Genomic DNA, 23,920 nt, shown 5'->3' with positions numbered 1-23,920 from the left:
GTTCCTATCAGGTCGCGCCCTTGCGGTTAAGTGGAAAATCTTGAATGGCGGCTACAAATCAATTCATGGAGCTTGCGCTGGCCGAAGCGCGCAGCGCCGGCGAACGTGGCGAAGTGCCGATCGGCGCTGTCCTCGTGCTTGACGGCAGGGTCATCGCCAAGGCCGGCAACCGTACCCGCGAGCTCAACGACGTCACCGCACACGCCGAAATCGTCGCCATCCGCCTGGCCTGTGAGGAACTGGGGCAAGAGCGTCTTGCAGGCGCTGATCTCTACGTCACGCTGGAGCCCTGCACCATGTGCGCAGCTGCCATTTCGTTTGCACGCATCCGCCGCCTCTACTATGGCGCCGAGGATCCAAAGGGCGGCGGGGTCGACAATGGCGTGCGCTTTTACCATCAGCCGACCTGTCATCACGCGCCGGAAGTCTATTCCGGTATCGGGGAAACGATATCTGCCGAGATCCTCAGAGGCTTCTTTCAACCGAAACGCTCCGAAGACTGAAAAGCGGCGGCTTACAGCGCCGCGCGGCGCTCTAACACTTTAAGATGCTGCATAATTTCCCCTTAAATCGATTCCGATTTAAGGAATTATGCAGGAAGGCCGCCGCTCTGTGAACTGCTTATTGGAAGGGCTTCCACCAACTGCTGCTGTTGGACTGCTGTGCGGCTTCGGCGTCCTTCTTGCGCTGCTTTTCCTTCTTCGACTCGGGCGTACCGACATCGTTCAGGGCAGTCGGATCGGAAACCTGACGATATTGCTGCGGCGGGTCGACCAGGTAGCGGCGCTGGTCGATATAGGTGCCGGCCTGATCCTGACGCGCGGCGCGATAGGCGGCCGTCTGCTGTGCTTCGGTCATGCGATTTTTGGTGCTGTCGGCCTGAGCCAGCGGCGAACGATAATTGACGTCGTTCTTTTTCTGGTCGGCTTCATCGGCAAGACGCTTGCGTGCGTCTTCAGGCGATTCCAGCCAGGCCGGATTGTCCTTGCTTGCCACCGACTGCTGCGGCTGAGTCAGGTTAGCCTTGTCCTTGTCGGGAGGGACGACCAGACCGGGGCGGTTCGGATATTTCACGCCCTTGTCCTTCGGCGTCGCGGCCGAAATGGAAGCGATATCGCCAAGGTCGTCCAGAAGCTGCACACCTGCCGTCTTGTCGGTGCCGTAAGTCGGGCTGCTGAGGCAGCCAGACATCACGCCACAGCCAATCACAAGTGCCGCCAAGCTGACGCCGACACGAACGCTATGCATCGCTCTCATGAAAACCCTTCCCAGCCATGCCGGAACAAAATTTAATAGAACCCCATTCAACGGCAACTGCCGTAAAAATCAGGCCATTTTCAGGCAGCTTTTACCGGATGAACGCCGCAAAGGCAATTCACCCGGCAATTTTCTTCAGTTGACATCAGTCAATTCGCGCAGGGCCGCGGCGTCACGCGCCGAGACATCCGGGTATTGCGGATCGGAGCCTACATCGGTGGTGATGCGCCAGGAGCGGGCGCATTTGCGGCCTTCGGCAAGCTTCGGCACGACGCTGACCTTAGCGGCATCATCGAGACGGAATGCATCCGCCGGGCCTTCGCCGCCCTCGATGGTGATACCAGACGTGATACAGATTTCGGAGAAATCCTGTCCTTCAAGCACCTTCAGCAGCTCCGGATCGGCGACGTAGACGATCGGGGCGGCTTCCAGCGACGAGCCGATACGCTTGTCCTTGCGCTCGATTTCCAGCGCGCCGGTGACGACGCTGCGCACGGCGCGGATCTTCTTCCATTTCTCGGCCAGCGCCTCGTTCTTCCATTCGGCTGGTACGGCGACGAACTGCTCGAGATGGACTGATACCGCCGACGGATTGCGCGACAACCACGCCTCTTCCGTCGTGAACGGCAGCATCGGCGCCAGCCACGTCACCATGCAATCGAAGATCGTGCGGATGACGGCGAGCGACGCGCGGCGGCGCAGGCTCGACGGCGCGTCGCAATAGAGCGCATCCTTGCGAACATCGAAATAGAAGGCCGAGAGCTCGACATTCGCGAAATCGATGAGGGCACGGGCAATGCGCTTGAAGTCGAAGGCGTCGTAGCTTTCGCGCACGAGCTCGTCGAGCTCGGCGAGGCGATGCAGCATCAGCCGCTCCAGCTCCGGCATGTCGGCGTAAGCGATCACCTCGCCCGTGTCGTGCGCCAGCGTTCCCAGCATCCAGCGGATGGTGTTGCGCAGCTTGCGATAGGCATCGACGTTGGTCTGGATGATGGCCTTGCCGAGACGCTGGTCTTCCCAATAGTCCGTGGTCATGACCCAGAGGCGCAGGATATCGGCGCCTGCATCCTTCATCACATCCTGCGGGGCGACGACGTTGCCGAGCGACTTCGACTGCTTGCGGCCCTGCTCGTCCATGGTGAAGCCATGCGTGACCACCGTGTCATAAGGCGCGCGGCCACGCGTCGCGGCACTTTCGAGCAATGACGAATGGAACCAGCCACGATGCTGGTCCGAGCCCTCGAGATAGACGTCCGCCGGCCACTTCAAGTCCGGGCGATCTTCCAGCGTGAACGTATGGGTGGAGCCCGAGTCGAACCAGACATCGAGGATATCCATGACCTGTGTCCAGGGCTCGTTGGCCTTCTCGCCCAGGAAGCGCTCGCGCGCGCCGTCTGCGAACCAGGCGTCAGCCCCCTCACCTTCGAAGGCTTCGAGGATGCGGGCGTTGACGCCGTCATCCTGCAGGATATTGCCCTGTTCGTCGACGAAGATGCAGATCGGTACGCCCCAAGCGCGCTGACGCGAGAGAACCCAGTCCGGGCGCTGCTCGATCATCGCGCGCAGACGGTTCTGGCCGGCAGCAGGCACGAAGCGGGTATCGTCGATCGCCTTCAAGGCACGCGACCGCAGCGTCGTACCATCCGCAAAGTCCTTGTCCATGTAGACGAACCATTGCGGCGTGTTGCGGAAGATCACCGGCTTCTTCGAGCGCCAGGAATGCGGATAGGAATGCTTGAGCCGTCCGCGCGCGAAGAGCGTGTTCGTCTCGATCAAAGCCTTGATGACGAGATCGTTGGCATTGCCCTTCTTGCCGTTGTCGTCCATGACGCGGCCGCCTTCGAAGCCGGGTGCATCGGCGGTATAGAAGCCGGCGTCATCGACGGGGAACGGGATGGTGGACGAGATGCCCCGCGCTTCGAGCGCGCGCGCATGTCCCGTCCACGCGTCGAAGTCTTCGCGACCATGGCTGGGTGCGGTATGCACGAAGCCGGTACCGGCCTCGTCGGTGACATGATCGCCGTCGAGCAGCGGCACCTTGAAGCCGTAGCCGAGTGAAGCCAGCGGATGCGCGCAGGTAAGCGCAGCCAGGTCTTCTGCGGTAACGTCTCGCAGGCGCTTGTACTGCAGCTTTGCCTTGGCGAAGGATTCTTCGGCAAGCTTGTCGGCAAAGATCAGCTTCTCGCCCGGACGCGGGCCGAAATCATTGACGGCTTCGGTCACTTCATAGAGGCCATAGGAAACGCGCGACGAATAGGCGATCGCGCGGTTGCCGGGGATCGTCCAGGGCGTGGTCGTCCAGATGACGACAAAGGTCCCGGCAAGGTCAGCCGGGCCTTCGGCCACTGGGAATTTTACCCAGATCGTATCGCTCTCGACATCGGCATATTCGACTTCGGCTTCCGCCAGCGCCGTGCGCTCGACCACCGACCACATGACCGGCTTGGAGCCACGGTAAAGCTGGCCGCTGCGGGCGATCTTCAAGAGCTCGCCGGCGATGCGGGATTCCGCATGGAAATTCATCGTCAGATAGGGGTTCTCGAAATCGCCTGTTATGCCCAGGCGCTTGAACTCCTCGGACTGGATCTTGATCCAGCCGGCGGCAAAGTCACGGCATTCCTGGCGAAACTCGTTCACCGGAACCTCGTCCTTGTTCTTGCCCTTCTCGCGGTATTTTTCCTCGATCTTCCACTCGATCGGCAGGCCGTGGCAATCCCAGCCCGGAACGTAGTTGCTGTCATAGCCGCGCATCTGGAACGAGCGGGTGATGACGTCCTTCAGGATCTTGTTAAGGGCATGGCCGATGTGGATATGGCCGTTAGCATAGGGCGGGCCGTCATGCAGCACGAACTTGTCGCGGCCGGCGGCGGAGGCGCGCAGCTTCCTGTAGAGATCCATGTCCTGCCAGCGGCTTACCAGCTCCGGCTCCTTCTGGGGCAGTCCGGCGCGCATCGGAAAGTCGGTTTCCGGCAGGTAAAGGGTCTTGGAATAATCCATCTTTTCAGCGGTATCGGTCATAGTTCTGACAATTGCCTCAGTGTCTCGGGCGTCTTGCGCCGAACAGGCGCAGCCATATGGGGATTTTTCGGCGGCGGAAAGCGCCTCGGGAACGGGCGCCAAGAACCCGGACCTCCCGGCAGCTTAAAGCGCGCGGAAGGCCGGGCCAATAATTCGTATCGATAGGCTCAGCCGAAATTGGGTCATGGTCGCCGGTTCATAGGCGTTTTTTCCAAGGAAAGGAAGAGGAAACAACGCCGGCAACGCACAGAAAGGCCGCGGACGTTTCCGCCCGCGGCCGATAGGATATTGCTCCGATCAGGCGCGTGCCGTCGCCCGCACCGGCATGACCGCATTGAGGATCACCGACACAACGATGTTGGCGGCCAGCGCCAGCAGCCCCGTATAGACGGTGAAGCTCGCGTCTCCGAGCGCGACCATGTGCAGCGGTTTCCAGCCGGCATCCCACACGAGGTAGGTGCCGCCGAAGAAGCCGACGAACCAGCCGGCAAGCAGGGCCGGCGCGCGGAACCACTTGGTATAGAGGCCGAAGACCAGGGCCGGCAGCGTCTGCAATATCCAGATGCCGCCGAGCAGCTGCAGATCGAGCGCGAATTGCGTCGGCAGGAAAATGATGACGAGAAGCGCACCGATCTTGACGACGAGCGACGTCATCTTGGCGACCTTTGCCTCGCCGGCATCGGAAACCTGCGGATTGATGTAGGCCTTCCAGAAATTGCGGGTGAAGAGGTTGGCAGCGCCGATGCTCATCACCGCAGCTGGCACCAGCGCACCGATGGCGATCGCCGCAAAGGCAAAACCGGCAAACCAGCTCGAGAACAGCGCCTGGAACAGGGCCGGCACGACATCATTGGGGCTATCCAGCTTCAAATGTGCCGCGTGACCCATATAGCCAAGCAGGGCCAGCAGGCCGAGCAGCAGCGTATAGGCCGGCAGCAACACGGCATTCTTGCGTATGGTCTTGCCGCTGTTGGAAGCGAAGATGCCGGTCAGCGTGTGCGGATACATGAAGGCCGCGAGCGCCGAGCCGAGCGCCAGCGTCGCATAGGCGACATACTGGTTGCCGCCGAGCAGCAAGCTGCCCGCCCCCTTGGCCTGGAAGTCCGCATCCGCCGCCGCGAAGACATTGGCATAGCCGCCGAGTTTCGCCGGGATGAGCGCGATGGCGGCAATGACAACGATGTAGATCATGATGTCCTTGACGAAGGCGATCAGCGCCGGCGCGCGAAGGCCGGCCGAATAGGTGTAGAGCGCCAAGATGATGAAGGCGACAGCAAGCGGCAGTTCGCCATGAAGCCCCAGGGCCTTGAACACTGCCGTCATGCCGACCAGCTGCAAGGCGATATAGGGCATGGTGGCAATAACGCCGGTGAGCGCGACCGCCAATTCGAGCGCCCGCGAGCCGTATTGGCCATGCACGACATCGCCCGCCGTGACGTAGCCATGATCCTTTGCCCGCCTCCAGAGAAGCGGCATCACCATGAAGACGAAGGGATAGACGACGATGGTATAGGGCAGCGCGAAGAACCCATAAGCGCCGACCGTATAGACCAGGGCCGGAACGGCGATCACCGTATAGGCCGTATAAAAGTCGCCGCCGACGAGGAACCAGGTGATCCAGGTGCCGAAGGTACGTCCGCCAAGGCCCCACTCGTCGATACTGGCAAGGGTCTTCGGCCTGCGCCAGCGCGCGGCGACAAAGCCCATGACGGTCACGAGCGCCAAGAAGAAGATGAAGACGGCGAGTGCTGTCGGGTCGATCTCAGTCGTCATGGCGCATGCTCCGATAGGCGATCCACGTCAGGAAAGCGGTGATCGGCACCCAGGCAAGCTGGTACCAATAGAAGAAGGGAAAACCGAAGAGAACCGGATCGTGGCTGTTGTAAAAGGGGACCCAGAGCAAGCCGATATAGGGAATGACGAGCAGCCAGCAGGCCGCCGTCCCAAAGCGTTTATCCATTTCCGATACCTCCCAAGCGGTGCGTAGGCGCCGCCTCGTTGCAGTTGTCAGAGTGGAAGGCGGTGCGTCAGTCCGTGATCGCAGTATGGAGTACCGACGGCCCGAAGCCAATGCGCTTCTGGCTATGCGGAAACAGACTGACGGATGTAAATTCCTCCCAGCGGCCGCCATCGGCCAGCCGCTGGTGAAGTCCTATGGTGAGCCTGCTGCTTGAACAAGATATCCGCACATGCGAAGTACCGAGGCCTACCCATAAGTGGGTAGACGGGCGCTAGACCGCTCTCGTCGCGATCCCGTGGTCAAGGGCGTAGCGGATCAGCCCAGCTGTCGTTGCGATGCCGAGCTTTCTCTTCAAATTCTTACGATGCGTTTCGGCCGTCGCAGGCGTAATCCCCAGTTCTTCGGCAATCTCGCGATTGCTCCTGCCTGTGACGATCAAACCCAGAATGTGACGCTCGCGTGGCGTCAGAGGGTCGGCTTCCATTCGCGCCTCGTCCGCCATCAATATGTCGCGAACACCTGACGAAAAATAAGTTCCGCCACTCGCCACGGTCTCAATCGCGCAGACGACTTCGTCCGTCGACACGTCCTTGAGAATATATCCGACTGCACCGTGCATGATCGACGACGAGATGTATTCGCGGCTATCGTGCATGGATAGCATCACAATCCGCGTAGCCGGAAGCTCGCGACGAAAGAGTTCGATCGCATCAATGCCGCTGAGCTTCGGCATGTTGATATCCATCAAAGTAACTTGTGGGCGCCTCTGTCGAGCTATCTCCAAGCCGACTTGCGCAAGGCTTGCCGTACCAATCACCTCAATATGGTCAAAGGTCTCGAGCACAGCTTTCAGTCCATCGAGCACCACGGGGTGATTGTCGATCAGTAGAACGCTGATCCTGTCTCTTGTCATGCGGCATACACCCTTGCGCCCGGCGAAGCATTGGCCGACTTTGGCAACATCGCCGTCAGTGTCGTGCCGTCAGCCGTGCTTTGAACGAGAAGCAGGCCGCGGAAATGCGCCATCCGTTCCTGCATGTTCCTCAGCCCAAGCCCTCCTTTGCCTTCTCCTGCGCTCTCAAAGCCTGTGCCATTGTCTGAAATCCTAAAGCGTGCACGCCCCCGCTCGCTCCAAAGTTTGATCACGAGAAGCGTCGCACCGGAATGACGTTCGACGTTATTCAAAGCCTCCTGCGCGACACGGTAGAGCGCGGTACTGGCTTCTGGCTTCAATATGCTGGTGAAGCCCACGGATTCGATCTCTGTTGCAATCCCGGTCCGCTCAGCGAAATTGTCCGCGAGTGCGGTCAGTGCCGCTGTTAAGCCGAGATCATCGAGTACGCGGGGGCGAAGATTATGAGAAAGCCGCCTTATGTCCTTGATCGCGCCGTTGAGCGCGTCCACCCCCTTCTCGATCGTCGTGGCAGCATCGTCTACTTGGTTTCTGACCTTGCGGCTGGCAAGATCCATGACATAGCGCACTCCGAGAAGATTCTGCGACACGCCGTCGTGCAATTCGCGGGCAAGACGTGCTCGCTCCTCCTCCTGAGTATCGATCACTCTTTGCGTTAGCTCCTTGAGCCGGCTATCGGCCATCCGCCGCTCGCGGAACGTCAGCAGCATGCAGGTCGTGAAAACGACCAGAACGGCAGGAACAGCAATCAGTGTGACGACGATGAAGGTTCTTTTTATGTTTGCCCGCATGCCGGCATTGGCCGCCGCAGTCTGCGTGAAAATATCGTCCAGATAGACGCCGGTTCCGACAACCCAGTGCCATTTGTCAAGGCCGACGACAAATGACAGTTTATCGGCAATACGGCCGCTGGAAGGCTTCTCCCATTTGTACTGGTGCAGCCCACCGCCCGCCTTTGCCGTCTTGATGAGTTCGGCGATAACCCTGTCACCGTCGGGATCGGTCAAATCGAGCCAATTGCGCCCGTTGCGAAACCCCTCGCGCGGGTGAACGATATTGTTTCCGTCATAGTCGTAGACGAAAAAATATCCGTCCGCGCCGTAGTCAAGTGAAGTCAGGATCGCCGCAACCTTGTCCTTCGCGGCTTGGTCGTCCGGCTTTGCGTCCCGATAGATCACCTGAATGGCTGACACAGCGAGGTTTGTAAGGTTGACTATTTCCGTTTCCTTCGCCTTCAGCATGTTTTGTTCGAACGTCTCGATATTGTTCCTGGTGAGATTGGCCGATTGCCAGGTAATGAAGGCGGTAATAGCCAGGATCGAGAAAACGAGAGGTACGAGCGCAAGCGCGATGATCTGGTGGCGCAGTGTCAACGATTGTTCCTCCCAAGAACCGGCCACGAACCATGACCCTTGTCGGACACGAATTCAACAGCTTGTCAGCGGCGCTGCGTGCACGCCCGAAATCGGGGCGATTGCCTTGAAACGGCAATGCCGCGTTCGAACAGTATCTCTTCCACCGGCCGGCCGCAGGCTCAGGGGAAATCGAGCAAAGGGCCAGACCGCATGGGCAATGACAAAGGGCGGGAAACGATGACGTTTGTAGCTGCGGCGCAACACACTTTGCCCAGCCAACCCCTTGCGCTACATCAGGAAAAGGCGATGGCCCGGTCGATGTCTCCAAGCGGCTGGACGCCGGCGAGCAGCGCCCTCGCCTCATCCTCGTCCTTCCTGATCTGCGCCACCAGCGCATCCAGGCCGTCGAACTTCAGTTCGGGGCGGAGATAGCCGAAGAAGGAAACCGAACAGATCTGGCCGTAGAGGTCACCGCTGAAATCGAACACATAGGTCTCGAGCAGCGGCGCGCCGTTGTCTGTCACCGTCGGACGGCGGCCATAGCTGGCAACGGCGTCGCGGATGACACCATCCGCTGCGCGGAACCTGACGGCATAGATGCCGGCCTTCAGCGATATTTCCGGCGGAAGCTGCATATTGGCTGTGGGGAAACCGAGCGTGCGGCCGAGCTTCTCGCCGCCGATCACGGGCGCTTCGACGGTATAGCGGTATCCAAGCTGCGCGGCAGCCTGGGCCACTTCTCCCTCGGCCAGCAGCGTGCGGATGCGGCTCGAGGAGATGACCTCGGTATTTTCGTCGCGAAAGGCGTCGATAAGCGTCACGCCGAACCCGTTATGGCTGCCGGCGTTCATCAGGAAGGCCGGGCCGCCCTGACGGTCATGGCCGAAATGGAAATCGAAGCCGGTGACGACTTCGGAGGCGTGCAGCCAGTCGATCAGGATCGAATGGACGAACTCATCCGCCGAGCGCTGCGAAAAAGCGCGGTCGAACGGATATTCGATGACCGCGTTGAAGCCGAGGGCTTCCAGCAGGCGCGCCTTCAGCGGTGCCGGCGTCAGGCGGAAGACCGGCTGATCCGGCTTGAACACGGTGCGGGGATGCGGCTCGAAGGTCAGCACCAGGGCTGGAATGCCGCGTTCCCTGGCAATCTCCAGCGCGCGATCGAGGACCGACTGATGACCGCGATGCATGCCGTCAAAATTGCCGATGGCGATGACGCCGCCCTTGAGTCCGTCGGGAAGCGGTTCGCGGGTCTCGTTGCGATGGAAAACGGTCATCGGCTACCACTCCGGTCAGGCAAGGCGCGGCATCCACCACTTCGGCGAGGCCCGCTCGCGCGCCAGGAAGGCGTCGAGAGCTGCTTCGTCGGTGTGACCGTCGACGACGTATTCGCGGGCGTGGATACCATGGCTGATATAAAGAAGATCGAGGCCGTAATCGAGCGCGCCGCGCACGTCGGTCGGCATGCCGTCACCAATGGCGACGACGCGCGACAGCGGGAATTCGCTTCGCACCTCGCGGGCGGCGGTGAGCGCTGCTTCATAGATCGGCCGATGCGGCTTGCCGGCGATCCGCGTCTGCCCGCCGAGCCGCTCGTAATAGGCGGCCATGGCGCCGGCGCACGGGATCATCCGGTGGCCGCGCTCGACCACGAGATCGGGATTGGCGCAGATGAGCGGCACGTTGCGGGCAGACCAGGCCGTCAGCATGTCGGTATAATCGTCAGGCGTTTCGGTCTCGTCGTCGAAGAAGCCGGTACAGACGATGCATTCAGCTTCGTTCGCGTCGACACGCTGAACGTCAAGCCCTTCGAGGATGCCGATGTCACGCTCCGGACCGAGCAAAAATACCTTCTTCGGACCTTCGGCGATCAGCTTGCGCGTCACATCGCCCGATGTGACGATGCGGTCGTAAGCGCTGTCGGGAACCCCGATCACGCGCAGCTGCTCGACCACCCTCGGAGCGACGCGCGGGGAATTGGTGATGAGCACGACGGTCATGCCCTCGCCACGGGCCGCTTCCAGCGCGATGGACGCTTCCTTGTAGGTGGAAACGCCGTTATGCAGCACGCCCCAGACGTCGCAGAGCGCAACATCATAAAGTCCGCCGATCTCGCGAAAGCTTTCGATCCGTTTGCCCATGCCGTCCTCGCGCCAAGTAAATCACGGGCTGACATCGCAAACCGGCTGGCAAATTACAAGAGCGATACGCAGGTTTTTGCGCCGCATGGGGCTCAAACGGCAAGCTGGAGCAAGGAACCCGCCACGGCCGAAACGCCGAGCACGGTCGCAACGCCGGCGCGCTGACGGAAAACCAGAACAGTCGCGAGGACGAAGAGCAACAACGCCGAAATATCAAGGGTGCCCCAATTCGGCCACGCGATACCAGCGATCGGTACATTGACGAAATCGCCGCCGTCAATCCTGACAGAGTGACTGAACAGCACCAGCCGATCCACATTCGCGAACAGCACATGCAGGCCGAACCAAACCGAAAGGTTGGCCATGACGCCGACGATGGCCGCCGTGATGGCGGCGAGCGCGCCCGAAAGACCCGCATGGCCGCGCAATCTTTCGATGTAAGGCGCACCGGCGAAGATGAAGAGAAAGCTCGGCGCAAATGTCGCCCAGGCCGCGAGGCTCGCTCCGAGAAAGCCACCGAACAGAGGATCGAAGCCGAAGGGATTGCGAAACCCCGCCATGAAGCCGACGAAGCACAAAACCAATACGAGAGGCCCGGGAGTCGTCTCGGCAAGTGCCAGACCATCCAGCATTTCGCCCGGCTTCAGCCAGGCATAATGCTGTACCGCTGTCTGCGCGACATAAGCCAGAACAGCATAGGCGCCGCCGAAGGTGACGACCGCCATGCGTGAGAAAAAGGAGAAAATGGCGCCGAATACGCTTGTTTCGCCGCTGAGCGCCTCGGCGACGACATCCTGCCGGCCGTGGAGGCCATGCACCAATAACAGTGGCGCCTGCCAGATCAATACCCAAAGCAGGATCGTCAGGACGGACGCCTTCGCTTGAGCGCCTCCGAGCCAACCGAAGCGGCTGACTGGCGCCGTCAGGCGCGGCAATCGTGGTCGCCACTGTCCGTCACGCCAGGCTCGATAGAGGACCCGCCCGTATCCGGTAAGGCCGGCCAGCAGCACGACCATCGGAAAGGGCAGATCGAAGACGAAGAGAAGGACGAAGCTGGCAATCGCCATCCCCACATGGAACCTGGTCTTGAGGGCACGGCCGCTCAGCCGCATCAGCGCCTGCAACACGATCGCCAGCACGCCCGCCTTGATGCCGAAGAAGACGGTCGCGAGCAGGCTGGTGTCATGGAAAAGGGCGTAGAAAGCCGAAAGCGCCAGGATGACGACAAAGCCCGGCAGGACGAACAGCAGACCGGCAATCAAACCGCCGCGCCAGCCATGCAGCAGCCAGCCGATATAGGTCGCAAGCTGCTGCGCCTCCGGGCCTGGCAAGAGCATGCAGTAGCTCAAGGCATGCAGGAAGCGCTCCTCATCGACCCAACGCTTCTCGTCCACGATCATGCGATGCATGAGGGCGATCTGCCCGGCCGGACCGCCGAAGCTCAAGACGCCGATGCGCGCCCACACGCGCGTGGCTTCGCTGAGGGATGGGCTCGCAGCCAGATCGTCAGCCAAAACGGTTTCGCTCACGATCTTCTTGCTCCATGCGATACCCAATCATGCTTTTCCTGCATCGCGTCTCGCGCCCAGCGATAAAGCGCGTCATAACACAACATGCCTGCATCCAGCTGTTCGATATCGTCAGCAAACATGCGCGACAGGCCGAGCGAAACGGCAAGCAAACCAGCCGCCTGCGGTTCAAGGTCGAGCCGGTTGGTATCGGCGCCCCTGATGATGCGGGAAAGATGGTGAAGTGCCGGGAGGTCGAGCCGGAATTCTTTCACCATCGTGTCGAAAGTGCATTCCTCCTCGCGGTGGCTCCAGAATACCCCCTCCACATCGAAGGGTGTCGCGTCGAAGCGTTCGGCGACGCCGTCGACTTCCTGAGCCGTCACGAAGAGAAACGAAGCGCCGGGATCAACGAAGCGGCGGATCAGCCAGGGACATGCGATACGATCGATCTTCGGCCGGGCGCGGGTCACCCATACGGTTGCACCGGACGCGTTGGCATCGGGCAGGACCGAAACCGGGATCAGCGGCAATCCTGCCGCCCGCCAGGCGTCGAGACCACCGTCGAGGATTTCCGCCGCAGCACCAGCCAGCCGCAACCAGGCAGCGACGCCTTCGCTGAGCTTGCCGCCGTGCTGACAGAGGCAAACGACATTCCGGTTGTGAAATTCGGCGGCCCAAGCCTGAACATCCTTGTAATCCCGGCGGCGCGAGGCCGGCACCAGATAGGGATCAGCATCGAAATCCTCGGCGTTACGAACGTCGAGTATCGCGGGCGCTTTAGGCGTACCCAGCAGACGAAGAAGCTTTTCGGGGGTGATGGCGTTGAACGAAGTCATGTTACGTCCCTTCCAAAAGAGATGGACGCGAAACTCCGGCGTGACGCCTCGTGGGGTATCCGCAAACCCCATACCGGAGATTTTCCGGCAAAACCGGCAGCAAGTCAATGAAGAGCCGTTGGAAAAAATTCACGGGCACGTTCTTGACTCGTTTGCTACCCACCCCTAAATCACCGTCGCTAGCACTCGCCAATGCTGAGTGCTAACACAGCCCATACGGATCCCCCGCTGATCCGTGAATGTCATTTGATCGAGGGATTAGACAATGGCAAGCACCAATTTCCGCCCCCTTCATGACCGCGTCGTCGTTCGTCGCGTCGAGTCCGAAGCAAAGACCAAGGGTGGTATCATCATTCCCGATACCGCCAAGGAAAAGCCGCAGGAAGGCGAAATCGTCGCCGTCGGCTCCGGCGTTCGCGATGACTCCGGCAAGATCGTTCCGCTCGACGTCAAGGCCGGCGACCGCATCCTGTTCGGCAAGTGGTCGGGCACCGAAGTCAAGCTTGACGGCGAAGACCTTCTCATCATGAAGGAAGCCGACATCATGGGCATCATCGGCTGATCCAGCCGGTTTCCCCTTTTCCGATACAGCTGACGGGCCACAAACCCGGACAACGCGAATTCAGGAGTTTCAAACATGGCAGCTAAAGAAGTAAAATTCGGCCGCACCGCTCGCGAAAAGATGCTTCGTGGCGTCGATATCCTCGCCGACGCAGTGAAGGTAACGCTCGGCCCGAAGGGTCGTAACGTCGTTATCGACAAGTCCTTCGGCGCACCGCGCATCACCAAGGACGGCGTCACCGTCGCCAAGGAAATCGAACTTGAAGACAAGTTCGAAAATATGGGCGCCCAGATGCTTCGCGAAGTTGCATCGAAGACCAACGACATCGCCGGCGACGGCACCACGACCGCAACCGTTCTCGCCCAGGCCATCGTTCGCGAAGGCACCAAGGCAGTTGCAGCCGGCATGAACCCGATGGACCTGAAGCGCGGCATCGACCTCGCCGTTGCTGAAGTCGTCAAGGACCTCCAGGCCAAGGCCAAGAAAATCAGCACTTCGGAAGAAGTCGCACAGGTCGGCACGATCTCGGCAAACGGCGAAAAACAGATCGGTCTCGATATTGCTGAAGCCATGCAGAAGGTCGGCAATGAAGGCGTCATCACGGTTGAAGAAGCCAAGACCGCCGAAACCGAACTCGAAGTCGTCGAAGGCATGCAGTTCGACCGTGGCTACCTCAGCCCCTACTTCGTGACCAACCCGGAAAAGATGATCGCCGATCTCGAAGACGCGTTCATCCTGCTCCACGAGAAGAAGCTCTCGAACCTGCAGGCCATGCTCCCGGTTCTCGAAGCCGTCGTTCAGACCGGCAAGCCGCTCCTCATCATCGCCGAAGACGTCGAAGGCGAAGCTCTTGCTACGCTCGTCGTCAACAAGCTGCGTGGCGGCCTGAAGATCGCCGCTGTCAAGGCTCCGGGCTTCGGCGATCGCCGCAAGGCCATGCTGGAAGACATCGCCATCCTGACGGGCGGCACTGTCATCTCCGAAGATCTCGGCATCAAGCTTGAGTCTGTTACCCTCGACATGCTCGGCCGCTCCAAGAAGGTTTCGATCTCCAAGGAAAACACCACGATCGTCGACGGTGCCGGCGCCAAGTCCGACATCGAAGGCCGCGTTGCCCAGATCAAGGCCCAGATCGAAGAAACCTCTTCCGATTACGACCGCGAAAAGCTGCAGGAACGTCTTGCCAAGCTCGCTGGCGGCGTTGCCGTGATCCGCGTTGGCGGCTCGACGGAAGTTGAAGTCAAGGAAAAGAAGGACCGCATCGACGACGCTCTCAACGCGACGCGCGCTGCTGTTCAGGAAGGCATCGTACCGGGCGGTGGCACGGCTCTGCTGCGCTCCTCCGTCAAGATCACCGTCAAGGGTGAAAACGACGATCAGGAAGCAGGCATCAATATCGTTCGTCGCGCTCTGCAGGCTCCTTGCCGCCAGATCGCTGAAAACGCTGGTGATGAAGCCTCCATCGTTGTCGGCAAGATCCTCGACAAGAACGAAGACAACTGGGGTTACAACGCTCAGACGGGTGAATATGGCGACATGATCGCCATGGGCATCGTCGACCCGGTCAAGGTCGTTCGCACGGCTCTGCAGGATGCGGCTTCGGTTGCCTCGCTGCTGATCACCACCGAAGCCATGATCGCCGAGCTGCCGAAGAAGGACGCTCCGGCTATGCCGGGCGGCATGGGCGGCATGGGTGGAATGGACATGATGTAATAAGGCCTTAGCCTTATTACGATGTTCATTCCGGCATCCGGAATTGATGAAGGGCGGCCCTTGGGCCGCCCTTTTCATTTGTGCCGAAACAGTTTTGATGCAAGTTCGGCAAGTTTCATGGCGATGCAAATTTACGCAAACTGCCCCATTGCCGTTTTCAAAAAAGTCCCTATAAATCCCAGCGCAGCGATTTTAAGGGGTAAGCTGCAATGCACAAAAATTTTACTTCTTTTCGGCACGCTTAAACAGCGTCTGCGTACAATCATAACCTCAGGGAATGATGGCGTCCGGATTTATTACTTGAAATGACTTCATAGACGGGATCGACAACCCGAAAAAGCATGGCGAAAGATGGAATAGGCGGAGATGCGGCTCTGCTTTTCCTGAAGGCGCAACATGCGGGGAGACGTTCCATCCGAAGATGCACGGAATTGGAATGAAGCGCCCCCGGGGAACCATGCGCTCAAGTGAGGATCATATTGTTCAAGATTGCCAAGGCCAATTTTGCCGCACCCTTTGCTCCCGGCTCGCTGGAATTCGACGGGCATGATCCCGATCTTCTGGCGCAGTTTTGCGTTTCCGAAGGTTGGACGGGCGACCTGTCGAGCGGCATCATCCGGCTCGGCCAGTGGAGCACCATGCTGCACGGGCTGAGCTCTTCGGAGTGCGGTCTCTTGAGCCTGATGCATTGCTACGATGCGCATGATCGCGTCCGCATCCTCGATATTTTCGAGCAAGCGGCTACCGCTGCATCCTGCTTCTGCTACTCAACGACGATCCTCGGCACCAGCGGTCATCGCCAGCCAATCTTCTGCGTCGGCGAATCCATCGCCGCGGACGGAAAACATGCCGGCAGCCTGGTCGGCGTCTTCCTGTTTCCGCGCTTCAAGCTGGAGCCGGGCAGCCAGCTGGCTACTCGGCAGTAAAAGCCACTGTTGATGACGGTCGGGTGAATTCATCATCGTCGCACTTGCGTGCCCGGCCCCTCACCCCAGCCCTCTCCCCGCGAACGGGGAGAGGGAGCCTCTCCTTCTAAAATTGGCATCTTCATTGCTGGACGCGAACCCGCCGCAAACGCGGGACTGGCCCCGTCTCCCCGTAGACGGCAGGGGTAAGGGGCCAGGCACATGGATGCGGCAAAGACGGACATGACTGACTTGCTCCCGAAGAGATCGGAGCCAATCAATCCCGCTTCGGAATGTTCAGCCCGCGCTGGCTCGCCGGACGCGCAATGGCACGCTCCAGCCAGCTCATGACCGAGGGAAAGCTCGCGAATTCGAGAACGTCCCGGCCGCCATAAAACACGTCGACGCCGCGAACCCACGGAAATGTCGTGATGTCGGCAATGGTGTATTCGTCGCCCATGATCCACTGCCGCCCTTTCAGGCGCTCTTCCAGAATCCCCAGAAGACGCTTGGCCTCGTCGCGGTAGCGCTCGACCGGATAGGGATTGTTGGCGACCTTATCGGCCGCAAACTTGAAGAAGTGACCGAACTGGCCGAACATCGGGCCGACGCCGGCCATCTGGAAGAAGACCCATTGCAGCACCTCGTAACGCCCGGCCGGGTCCTTGGGCATAAGCTTCCCGGTCTTCTCAGCGAGATAGACCAGGATCGCGCCGGATTCGAACAGACCGATCGGCTTGCCGTCCGGGCCATTGGGATCGATGAGCGCGGGAATGCGGCCGTTCGGGTTCAGCGAAACGAATTCGGGAGACTTTTGGTCGTTGGTGCCGAAGGAAACCAGATGCGGCTCATAGGGCAGATCGAGTTCTTCGAGCGCGATGGACACCTTGACGCCGTTCGGCGTCGGCAGCGAATAGAGCTGGATGATATCCGGATTGCTGGCGGGCCAGCGCTTCGTGATCGGAAATGAGGATAGATCGGCCATGACGGTTTCCTTCCGAAGATCGTGATTTGGCGGATGATTTCGCGCCACCATAGCCGATACGGAGCCGATGGGAAGAGCGGTTAGCGATCGTCATTGTTCACTGATTGTGAACTAATCGTGCGCAGTTGTTTATCTTTCCAATCTCCCAAAAATCACGAATATCAGTCTTCAGAAATTGTCGCCACCGACCTTAACCACTTTCACTGGAGACCGTCATGTCCAACACCAATAACATCATCATCCTCGTGGCGCGCATCCTGCTCGCCTTCATGTTCATCTTCGCCGGCTTCGGCAAGCTGACCGATCCGGCAAGCACCGCCGGCATGATCGCCGGCGCCGGCATGCCAGCCGCAACGCTGCTCACCTACCTCGCCGGCACCTTCGAATTCGTCACCGGCGTCTGCGTTCTCATCGGCTTCCAGGTCCGCATCGTCGGCTGGCTGCTCGCCGCCTTCTGCATCTTCACCGGCGTCGTCTTCCACCTGACGCCCGTCAACGTTCCGGACTTCCCGGCTGCCGCCAACGGCTGGATCAACGGCCTGAACTTCGTCAACTTCCTGAAGAACGTCACGCTCGCCGGCGCCTACATCATGCTCGCCACCAACGGCGCAGGTGTCTATTCGCTCGACGCACGCCGCGGTGCTTACGCTACCGCCTGATTGCAGCGCATCTCCCAAGACTAAAAAAGCCCGCCGGATCGCTCCGGCGGGTTTTTTATGCGCGAATATCCGAAAAATCAGAGCGCGGCACGCACCGCAGCGACGATGCGCTGAACCATGGGATTGCCCTCATGGCTTTGCTTGCGGGCGCGAACGAGACACGCTTCCGAGCGCAGGATGACGCCATCAGACAGAACCTTGAGATGGTTCGCCCTCAGCGTCGAGCCCGTGGAAGTAATGTCGACGATGATATCGGCGGAGCCGGCAGCCGGCGCACCTTCGGTAGCGCCGAGGCTTTCGACGATGCGATAGAGCTGGATGCCGTGCTGGCTGGAGAAGAACTGCTGCGTCAGCCGCCAATATTTGGTGGCAACCGTCAGCCTGCGGCCATGGCGGGCGCGGAAATCGGCGGCGACATCGCCGAGATCGGCCATGGTGTCGACATCGAGCCAGATATCGGGCACGGCGACCACGACATCGGCATGGCCGAAGCCGAGGCGGGCCGAGAATTCGACGCGGCGATCCGCCTCCGCCATGCCTTCGCGCACGAGGTCCTCGCCGGTGACGCCGAAATCGACGCTGCCATTGCCGAGCTCGCGAGAGATTTCCGAGGCCGACAGGAAGGCAATCTCGACATCGTCCCAGCCTTCGACCCGGCCGCGATAGGAGCGGTCATTGCCGACGGCGACGATGGGCATGCCGGCGCGCTCGAATATCCCGGCGCAATCGTCCTTCATCCGGCCCTTGGAGGGAAGCGCAATGGTGATGGTCATCAGGCTGCCCTCGCGGTTTCGATACGGTCGAGCCAGAGCGCGAAGCCGACGGCCGGGATATGATCCTTGGCGCCGAGAAGGGTCAGCAGGCGGTCGAAGCGGCCGCCGCCGGCGAGCACCGCCGTCGATCCCTCCACCGTCACCTCGAAGACGAGGCCGGTATAATAGTCGAGCGGGCGGCCAAAGGCGGCGCGATATTCGATAATCGATGTATCGACGCCGGCATTGGCGAGGGCCGCGACACGGGCATCGAAGCCTTCGAGCGCCGCGCCCAGCTTCAGGCCCGCCGCATCGGCGAAACCGGCCAGCGCTGCCGAGGCGTCTGCCAGCGGCAGGCTGAGCGATAGAAACTCCTCCAGCACGCCGAAGGCGGCATCATCGAGACGGGTTTCCGACAGAACCAGCTTCTCGCGAAGACGGCGGGCGATCTCCTGTGGCGAGCGGCTGGCATTGGTGGAATAACCGGTCGCCTGCATGGTGTTGTCGATGTGGATGACCAGCCCCTGCTCGTCGCCGCGGTTGAGGAAATCGAGCACATGCGGATCGAGGCCGGTCACCCGCTGCGGGCTTGCCAGACGCGCCAGCAGGGTTTCGAGCTGCATCATGTTGCCGAAGGCATGGATCAGCCGCTTCTGCCAGCCGGAAGGCAGACCGAGTGCCTGGACGACCGCCTCGAACACAGCCTGGTCACCCAGGGTCACGGACAATGGCTTGCCAGGCACCAGGCGATCGAGAATGGCGATGGCGTCGCCTATGGCGCGCGCATCGGCGCTTGCCGTATCGCGGTCGCCGAGATCCTCGATGCCGGCCTGATAGAATTCATGGCCGCCCTCGCGGCGCTGGCGGAAGATTTCGCCCAGATAGGAATAGCGCTTCGGCGTGCCGGTCGCGGTTTCGATATGGCGCAGGCAGACGGGAATGGTGAATTCTGGACGCAGGCAAAGGCTGGCGCCGGTTTCGCTCTCCGTCATGAAGATGCGACGACGCAAGTCTTCGCCCGCCATATCGAGAAACGGCTCGGCCGGCTGGATGATGGGCGTATCCACCCGCTCCGTCCGCCGGCCGGTAAATTCGGCAAGGAGATCGCTGGTAAAATCCGGGAGGTTGATCAGGGGCATGGGATAAAAACTCCCTTCTCGCTTCCACCAAGGCCCCTCATCCGGCCTATCGGCCACCTTCTCCCCGTTCTGACGGGGAGAAGGGGATAGACGCGCCCTCTGTTACCTCTCGGCCCCATGGGAATCGACAGGCTGCAGCGAAAGAGGTCGTCCCCTCGCCCCGCCTGCGGGGAGAGGGTTAGGGTGAGGGGCAAGGCCACGCACTCAGACATTACCGTTCGCTCTCTTCCGATCTTCCGCCTGTGCCGCCAGTATTTCCAGTACCTTGGCGACCAATTCTGCCTCCGGCACAACGTCCTGCGCGACGCGGGCTTCGCGCCAGCTGGCATTGTCCTCGATCTCGCCGGAGAGGCGCTTGCCCTCGATCAGATCCTTGAGCTGGACGACGCCCTGGGCGCGCTCATCGCCGCCCTGGATGATGGCGATCGGGCAGCCGCGGCGGTCGGCATATTTCAGCTGATTGCCGAACTTCTTCCAGTTGCCCTGGAACATTTCGGCGCGGATGCCGGCGGCACGCAGCTGCTGCGTGAAGCGCTGATAGCGGCCCATGGCCTCGACATCGCCATCCATGACGGTGACGAGGACCGGAGCGATCACCTCGTCCTGGCCGAGCTTGCCGAGGTTTTTCAGCGCCGTCATCAGGCGGGAGACGCCGATGGAGAAGCCGGTGGCCGGCACGGGCTGGCCCATGAAGCGCGAGACGAGCCCGTCATAACGGCCACCACCGCCGACTGAGCCGAAGACGACCTTTTCGCCCTTCTCATTGGTGACGTCGAACAGCAGCTCGGCCTCGTAGACAGGGCCGGTATAATATTCGAGGCCGCGCACGACGGACGGGTCGATCTTGATACGATCCGCCTGATAGCCGGCGCTGGTGACGAGGCTGCCGATGAAATTCAACTCCTCGACGCCTTCACCACCATTCGAGGTGCCGGCGACCAGCTCGGCGAGCTGGACGGCGCTTTCGGCATAATCCTTGATGCCGACGAAGAAGAGCACCTTGTCGATCTGCTCGACATCGAGCCCGGCGCCCTTGGTGAAATCGCCGGACTCGTCCTTGCGGCCGGGCCCCAACAGCAACGCCACGCCTTCGGGGCCGAATTTGTCCAGCTTGTCGATGGCGCGCAATACGTTCAACCGCTGGCCGGCCTTGTCGTCGCCGCCGAGACCGATCGCTTCCAACACGCCATCCAGAACCTTGCGGTTATTGACGCGGATCACATAATCGCCGCGCTTGATGCCGAGAGCTTCCAGCGTATCGGCCATCATCATGCACATTTCGGCATCGGCCTGTACGCCCGGCGCGCCGACGGTATCGGCATCGAACTGCATGAACTGGCGGAAGCGGCCCGGACCCGGCTTTTCATTGCGGAAGACATAGCCGGCGCGATAGGTGCGGTAGGGGAGCTGGATCTCGTTGAAATTCTCCGCGACATGACGGGCAAGCGGTGCCGTCAGGTCGTAGCGCAGCGACATCCATTGCTCGTCATCGTCCTGAAGCGAGAAGACGCCTTCGTTGGGCCGGTCGCTATCGGGCAGGAACTTGCCGAGCGCATCGGTATATTCGAACAGCGGCGTCTCGACGGGATCGAAACCATAATGCTCGTATACCCTACGGATCTTTGCGGTCATCTCGTTGACGGCGCGAATATCGCTTGCCGAACGATCGACAAAGCCGCGCGGCAGGCGGGCCTTGAGCTTCTGTGGTTTCTTCTGCTTGTCGCTCATCTGTAGGGTAATCCGGTACGGGAACAGTGGCGGTTAACTAGCGGATTGGGCGGAATGCGGCAAGGATTGTTATATGTTAGCGGCCGACAAAAGCGAGACAGCGAGACAGAGACGCATGCCATACGCGATCGTTCTGAAATGTTCGAATGCCAGCGCCGCTCCCGTCGTGGATCTCTGGCGAGAGGCCAGCAGGTTCGAAAGCATCCCGTCTATGGAGCGCCTGGACTATCCTCCACATCTGACTTTTGCCATCTATGAGGACATTCTGCCGGCGGATCTTTTCGCAACGGCTGAAAAAGTGTTCGCCAACGTGCCGGCCATAGCGATCGAATTTTCGGATATCGGCCATTTTCCCAACGAGACGCTGGTTCTGTGGGCGCGCCCCGCCGACGACCGCATGCTGAGACGCGTTCATCGTGCCATCCATGACGACATCGATCCCGCACTGTGCCATGAGCATTATCGCCCGGACCATTGGCAACCGCATTGTACCATCGCCATGAACATTCCCGCCGCCTCAAAGACGCAAGCACTGGAATGGGCGGCGCGAAAGCGGGCGCCATTTATCGTGACCTTCGATGCCATCGATTGCATCAGCTTTCCTCCGGTCAAAATCATCAAGCAGGTCAAACTGCTGCCTTGATCGCCGCCCAGCATCGGATTGATGCAATTTGCGCTTGCCTTCGAAGCATGCGCAGCTAGGTTCATGCCCATGCGCTTCTTCGCGATCCTGACGATGCTGATTGCCTGGCTGTTCTACGGTGCCATGCCGGCGCTGGCGAACTGTCCTATCTGCGATTCAGGGATGGCTACGCCGGCTGCATCCGCCATGGACATGCGTGGCGATATGACCGGCCATGGTCAGATGGCGCAGCATCAAGAGAAGAAGCCCGAAAATCCCTGCGCCGGCGGCATGGCGCATGTGCCGTCCTGTGCGGCCTGCCTGGCCGTGACGCCAGTGCTTGCGGCTGCCGACGGTAGGAAGGATGCGTTCTCCTATCCGGTGCCCGCGCCCGGTCAGCGTCTTGCCGGCTCCCGCCCGGAGCCGACGGCGCCGCCTCCACGTTTCGCCTGACGATCCTCTGTTTTCATTGCAAGAGCGGGTTCTCCGCTCAAAGTCAGATACCGTCCAGAAACGGAAAGGACACCTATGTCTACGTCAAGAATCCTTATCCTCGCCGGCGCTTTCGCCTTGGCCTTTACCCTTCCCGCCCTTGCTGATGATATGTCGGGCATGGACATGAGCAAGCCGATGGGCGACCAGGGCGCCTCCAGCAAGGCTTTCAACGATGCCATGGGCAAGATGCACAAGGACATGATGATCACCTATAGCGGCGATGCCGACGCGGATTTCGTCCGCGGCATGATCCCGCATCATCAGGGCGCGATCGACATGGCCAAGGTGGAGTTGAAATACGGCAAGGATCCGGAACTGCGCAAACTGGCGGAGGCCGTCGTCACCGCACAGGAAGCCGAGATCAAGGAAATGAAGGCCTGGCTGAAAAAGCACGGCAAGTAATTTCGCGAGAACGGGAGGCGGCACGCCAAGCGCCGCCTCTCTTACCATCATTCGGGCTATTGAGTGGGCGGATGGTGGAATACCTTGTCCAGCCATCCCGAAACCGCACGAATGCGGGCGAGCTGTCGAAGCTCCGCATGCGTCAGCAGCCATAGCTCCCGCACCGGCAGGCTTTTGTCGCCGGTGTCGACGCGGCAGAGACCATCGGCATCCTCAGCCAGAATTGTCGGCAGGAGCGCGCGCCCCAATCCGGCGACCGCAGCCTGAAGCAGGGATTCGGCATCATTGACCGCGAGGGCCCCGGCGCGGCCGGACTTCTCCGCCTGGGCTGCGATCCAGCGGGCGTGCGGCAGATGCGCCATCGCTTCCTCATAAATAAGCCAGGGCAGGTTTTCCGCCTGATCCTGCTGTCCCGTCGCTACATAGACGGCATAATTGAGCGTCGCGATGCGCCGCGCCACGACTTTGCTGTTCGCAATGTCGGCTGGCCTTGCAAGCCGTAGTGCCATGTCCGCCTCGCGGCGGGTCAGGTTGAAATTGCGGGCGTCGCCGATGAGCTCCAATTGCAGGCCGGGGTGACGCGTGAGGAGGCCCGGTGCTGCCCGGATCAGCAGGCGATTGATGAAGGATGGCGGCGCCGTCAAGCGCACCTTGCCGAGCGCCATGGGATCGGCCGCCTCCAGGGCCCCCGACAGCGCCGCGACTTCCGCCTCGATCGCTTCGGCCCGCGCCACAGCAATTTCGCCCGTCGGCGTCGGCAACATCATGCCGCCTGCATCGCGCTGGAACAGGGCCGCGCCGAGATGCTGCTCCACTATTCTCAGGCGTCGGCCAACAGTCGTCGCATCGGTGCCGAGTTCCCTTCCGGCCGCGGCGAAGGAACGTCCGCGGGCCAGAGCAAGGACATAGCGCAGGTCATTCCAATCGATATCGTGCAATTTTGGAGCTCCCTACGGCAAACTTGCCG

23 protein-coding genes are annotated in these 23,920 nt (G+C 60.7%); 8 read left to right on the top strand and 15 right to left on the bottom strand.

Features of this window, described 5'->3' with window-relative positions:
- Positions 1-44: 44 nt before the first annotated feature.
- The gene (locus JTP94_RS07790) at positions 45-503 is read left to right on the top strand and encodes a nucleoside deaminase (RefSeq protein ID WP_204849957.1); all 459 of its coding nucleotides are present in this window, start codon (positions 45-47) and stop codon (positions 501-503) included.
- Between the two features lie 118 nt (positions 504-621).
- Here JTP94_RS07790 and JTP94_RS07785 read toward each other — a convergent pair whose 3' ends face one another.
- The 10 genes from JTP94_RS07785 to JTP94_RS07740 form a co-directional block, all read right to left on the bottom strand.
- Entirely contained in the window at positions 622-1,257 is a 636-nt protein-coding gene (locus JTP94_RS07785) for a hypothetical protein (RefSeq protein ID WP_204849956.1), read from the bottom strand.
- A gap of 135 nt (positions 1,258-1,392) precedes the next feature.
- Complete coding sequence (gene ileS / locus JTP94_RS07780) at positions 1,393-4,275, bottom strand: isoleucine--tRNA ligase (protein ID WP_204849955.1); 2,883 nt, start codon at positions 4,273-4,275, stop codon at positions 1,393-1,395.
- Positions 4,276-4,572: 297 nt separating this feature from the next.
- Entirely contained in the window at positions 4,573-6,048 is a 1,476-nt protein-coding gene (mctP, locus tag JTP94_RS07775) for a monocarboxylate uptake permease MctP (RefSeq protein ID WP_204849954.1), read from the bottom strand.
- Positions 6,038-6,235 carry a DUF3311 domain-containing protein gene (locus JTP94_RS07770; RefSeq protein WP_007699805.1) on the bottom strand — a complete coding sequence of 66 codons (198 nt, stop codon included), beginning with the start codon at positions 6,233-6,235 and terminating at the stop codon, positions 6,038-6,040. Before JTP94_RS07770 ends, mctP begins: the two co-directional genes overlap by 11 nt.
- Positions 6,236-6,506: 271 nt before the next feature.
- The gene (locus JTP94_RS07765) at positions 6,507-7,148 is read right to left on the bottom strand and encodes a response regulator transcription factor (protein ID WP_204849953.1); all 642 of its coding nucleotides are present in this window, start codon (positions 7,146-7,148) and stop codon (positions 6,507-6,509) included.
- On the bottom strand, positions 7,145-8,521 hold the full coding sequence (locus tag JTP94_RS07760) for a cache domain-containing protein (RefSeq protein WP_204849952.1): 1,377 nt from the start codon (positions 8,519-8,521) through the stop codon (positions 7,145-7,147). Before JTP94_RS07760 ends, JTP94_RS07765 begins: the two co-directional genes overlap by 4 nt.
- Before the next feature lie 275 nt (positions 8,522-8,796).
- Positions 8,797-9,780, bottom strand: a complete 984-nt coding sequence (locus JTP94_RS07755; protein ID WP_204849951.1) for a bifunctional riboflavin kinase/FAD synthetase — start codon at positions 9,778-9,780, stop codon at positions 8,797-8,799.
- Positions 9,781-9,795: 15 nt separating this feature from the next.
- Positions 9,796-10,644 (bottom strand): TIGR01459 family HAD-type hydrolase, encoded by an 849-nt coding sequence (locus tag JTP94_RS07750; protein ID WP_204849950.1) that lies wholly within the window; start codon positions 10,642-10,644, stop codon positions 9,796-9,798.
- Positions 10,645-10,736: 92 nt separating this feature from the next.
- Positions 10,737-12,173, bottom strand: a complete 1,437-nt coding sequence (chrA, locus tag JTP94_RS07745) for a chromate efflux transporter (RefSeq protein WP_204849949.1) — start codon at positions 12,171-12,173, stop codon at positions 10,737-10,739.
- Positions 12,170-12,991 (bottom strand): sulfurtransferase/chromate resistance protein, encoded by an 822-nt coding sequence (locus tag JTP94_RS07740; protein ID WP_204849948.1) that lies wholly within the window; start codon positions 12,989-12,991, stop codon positions 12,170-12,172. Before JTP94_RS07740 ends, chrA begins: the two co-directional genes overlap by 4 nt.
- A 265-nt stretch (positions 12,992-13,256) precedes the next feature.
- Between JTP94_RS07740 and groES the strand changes: the two genes are divergently transcribed.
- The 3 genes from groES to JTP94_RS07725 all read left to right on the top strand — a co-directional run bounded on the left by groES (position 13,257) and on the right by JTP94_RS07725 (position 16,192).
- Positions 13,257-13,553, top strand: a complete 297-nt coding sequence (gene groES, locus JTP94_RS07735) for a co-chaperone GroES (RefSeq protein ID WP_034508496.1) — start codon at positions 13,257-13,259, stop codon at positions 13,551-13,553.
- Positions 13,554-13,628: 75 nt separating this feature from the next.
- Entirely contained in the window at positions 13,629-15,266 is a 1,638-nt protein-coding gene (groL, locus tag JTP94_RS07730; RefSeq protein ID WP_204849947.1) for a chaperonin GroEL, read from the top strand.
- Between the two features lie 467 nt (positions 15,267-15,733).
- A complete protein-coding gene (locus tag JTP94_RS07725) occupies positions 15,734-16,192 on the top strand; it encodes a hypothetical protein (RefSeq protein ID WP_271024402.1) in 459 nt (152 codons plus the stop codon).
- A 256-nt stretch (positions 16,193-16,448) separates the two neighbouring features.
- On the opposite strand, the gene JTP94_RS07720 is transcribed toward JTP94_RS07725, so the two are convergent.
- Entirely contained in the window at positions 16,449-17,156 is a 708-nt protein-coding gene (locus JTP94_RS07720) for a glutathione binding-like protein (protein ID WP_204849946.1), read from the bottom strand.
- Positions 17,157-17,371: 215 nt separating this feature from the next.
- On the opposite strand from JTP94_RS07720, the gene JTP94_RS07715 reads away from it, so the two are divergent.
- Entirely contained in the window at positions 17,372-17,815 is a 444-nt protein-coding gene (locus tag JTP94_RS07715) for a DoxX family protein (RefSeq protein WP_204849945.1), read from the top strand.
- 77 nt (positions 17,816-17,892) lie between these two features.
- Here JTP94_RS07715 and hisG read toward each other — a convergent pair whose 3' ends face one another.
- From hisG to hisS, 3 genes are all read right to left on the bottom strand, one after another.
- Positions 17,893-18,588, bottom strand: coding sequence for an ATP phosphoribosyltransferase (gene hisG / locus JTP94_RS07710; protein WP_204849944.1), 696 nt, complete (start codon positions 18,586-18,588; stop codon positions 17,893-17,895).
- A complete protein-coding gene (locus JTP94_RS07705; RefSeq protein WP_204849943.1) occupies positions 18,588-19,706 on the bottom strand; it encodes an ATP phosphoribosyltransferase regulatory subunit in 1,119 nt (372 codons plus the stop codon). Before JTP94_RS07705 ends, hisG begins: the two co-directional genes overlap by 1 nt.
- Before the next feature lie 204 nt (positions 19,707-19,910).
- Complete coding sequence (gene hisS / locus JTP94_RS07700) at positions 19,911-21,434, bottom strand: histidine--tRNA ligase (RefSeq protein WP_204849942.1); 1,524 nt, start codon at positions 21,432-21,434, stop codon at positions 19,911-19,913.
- A gap of 115 nt (positions 21,435-21,549) precedes the next feature.
- On the opposite strand from hisS, the gene JTP94_RS07695 reads away from it, so the two are divergent.
- The 3 genes from JTP94_RS07695 (at position 21,550) to JTP94_RS07685 (ending at position 22,953) form a co-directional block, all read left to right on the top strand.
- Positions 21,550-22,077, top strand: coding sequence for a 2'-5' RNA ligase family protein (locus JTP94_RS07695; protein WP_204849941.1), 528 nt, complete (start codon positions 21,550-21,552; stop codon positions 22,075-22,077).
- A 63-nt stretch (positions 22,078-22,140) separates the two neighbouring features.
- Positions 22,141-22,509 (top strand): hypothetical protein, encoded by a 369-nt coding sequence (locus JTP94_RS07690; RefSeq protein WP_246754723.1) that lies wholly within the window; start codon positions 22,141-22,143, stop codon positions 22,507-22,509.
- Between the two features lie 75 nt (positions 22,510-22,584).
- On the top strand, positions 22,585-22,953 hold the full coding sequence (locus tag JTP94_RS07685; RefSeq protein ID WP_204849940.1) for a DUF305 domain-containing protein: 369 nt from the start codon (positions 22,585-22,587) through the stop codon (positions 22,951-22,953).
- Between the two features lie 56 nt (positions 22,954-23,009).
- On the opposite strand, the gene JTP94_RS07680 is transcribed toward JTP94_RS07685, so the two are convergent.
- Complete coding sequence (locus tag JTP94_RS07680; RefSeq protein ID WP_246754721.1) at positions 23,010-23,891, bottom strand: LysR family transcriptional regulator; 882 nt, start codon at positions 23,889-23,891, stop codon at positions 23,010-23,012.
- Positions 23,892-23,920 lie beyond the last annotated feature (29 nt).

It is taken from the genome of Martinezella lusitana (assembly GCF_016901135.1).
GTDB lineage: Bacteria > Pseudomonadota > Alphaproteobacteria > Rhizobiales > Rhizobiaceae > Rhizobium > Rhizobium lusitanum_D.
The sequence above is the reverse complement of the archived record's forward strand: the minus strand, read 5'-3'. Positions and strand labels throughout refer to the sequence as shown.

Excerpts from the sequence above, each read along its gene's own strand:
- JTP94_RS07790 (WP_204849957.1), top strand. The coding sequence starts at position 45 with ATGGCGGCTACAAATCAATTCATGGAGCTTGCGCTGGCCGAAGCGCGC.
- JTP94_RS07785 (WP_204849956.1), bottom strand. The coding sequence starts at position 1,257 with ATGAGAGCGATGCATAGCGTTCGTGTCGGCGTCAGCTTGGCGGCACTT.
- ileS (WP_204849955.1), bottom strand. The coding sequence starts at position 4,275 with ATGACCGATACCGCTGAAAAGATGGATTATTCCAAGACCCTTTACCTG.
- mctP (WP_204849954.1), bottom strand. The coding sequence starts at position 6,048 with ATGACGACTGAGATCGACCCGACAGCACTCGCCGTCTTCATCTTCTTC.
- JTP94_RS07770 (WP_007699805.1), bottom strand. The coding sequence starts at position 6,235 with ATGGATAAACGCTTTGGGACGGCGGCCTGCTGGCTGCTCGTCATTCCC.
- JTP94_RS07765 (WP_204849953.1), bottom strand. The coding sequence starts at position 7,148 with ATGACAAGAGACAGGATCAGCGTTCTACTGATCGACAATCACCCCGTG.
- JTP94_RS07755 (WP_204849951.1), bottom strand. The coding sequence starts at position 9,780 with ATGACCGTTTTCCATCGCAACGAGACCCGCGAACCGCTTCCCGACGGA.
- JTP94_RS07750 (WP_204849950.1), bottom strand. The coding sequence starts at position 10,644 with ATGGGCAAACGGATCGAAAGCTTTCGCGAGATCGGCGGACTTTATGAT.
- JTP94_RS07740 (WP_204849948.1), bottom strand. The coding sequence starts at position 12,991 with ATGACTTCGTTCAACGCCATCACCCCCGAAAAGCTTCTTCGTCTGCTG.
- groES (WP_034508496.1), top strand. The coding sequence starts at position 13,257 with ATGGCAAGCACCAATTTCCGCCCCCTTCATGACCGCGTCGTCGTTCGT.
- groL (WP_204849947.1), top strand. The coding sequence starts at position 13,629 with ATGGCAGCTAAAGAAGTAAAATTCGGCCGCACCGCTCGCGAAAAGATG.
- JTP94_RS07720 (WP_204849946.1), bottom strand. The coding sequence starts at position 17,156 with ATGGCCGATCTATCCTCATTTCCGATCACGAAGCGCTGGCCCGCCAGC.
- JTP94_RS07715 (WP_204849945.1), top strand. The coding sequence starts at position 17,372 with ATGTCCAACACCAATAACATCATCATCCTCGTGGCGCGCATCCTGCTC.
- hisG (WP_204849944.1), bottom strand. The coding sequence starts at position 18,588 with ATGACCATCACCATTGCGCTTCCCTCCAAGGGCCGGATGAAGGACGAT.
- JTP94_RS07705 (WP_204849943.1), bottom strand. The coding sequence starts at position 19,706 with ATGCCCCTGATCAACCTCCCGGATTTTACCAGCGATCTCCTTGCCGAA.
- hisS (WP_204849942.1), bottom strand. The coding sequence starts at position 21,434 with ATGAGCGACAAGCAGAAGAAACCACAGAAGCTCAAGGCCCGCCTGCCG.
- JTP94_RS07695 (WP_204849941.1), top strand. The coding sequence starts at position 21,550 with ATGCCATACGCGATCGTTCTGAAATGTTCGAATGCCAGCGCCGCTCCC.
- JTP94_RS07690 (WP_246754723.1), top strand. The coding sequence starts at position 22,141 with ATGCCCATGCGCTTCTTCGCGATCCTGACGATGCTGATTGCCTGGCTG.
- JTP94_RS07685 (WP_204849940.1), top strand. The coding sequence starts at position 22,585 with ATGTCTACGTCAAGAATCCTTATCCTCGCCGGCGCTTTCGCCTTGGCC.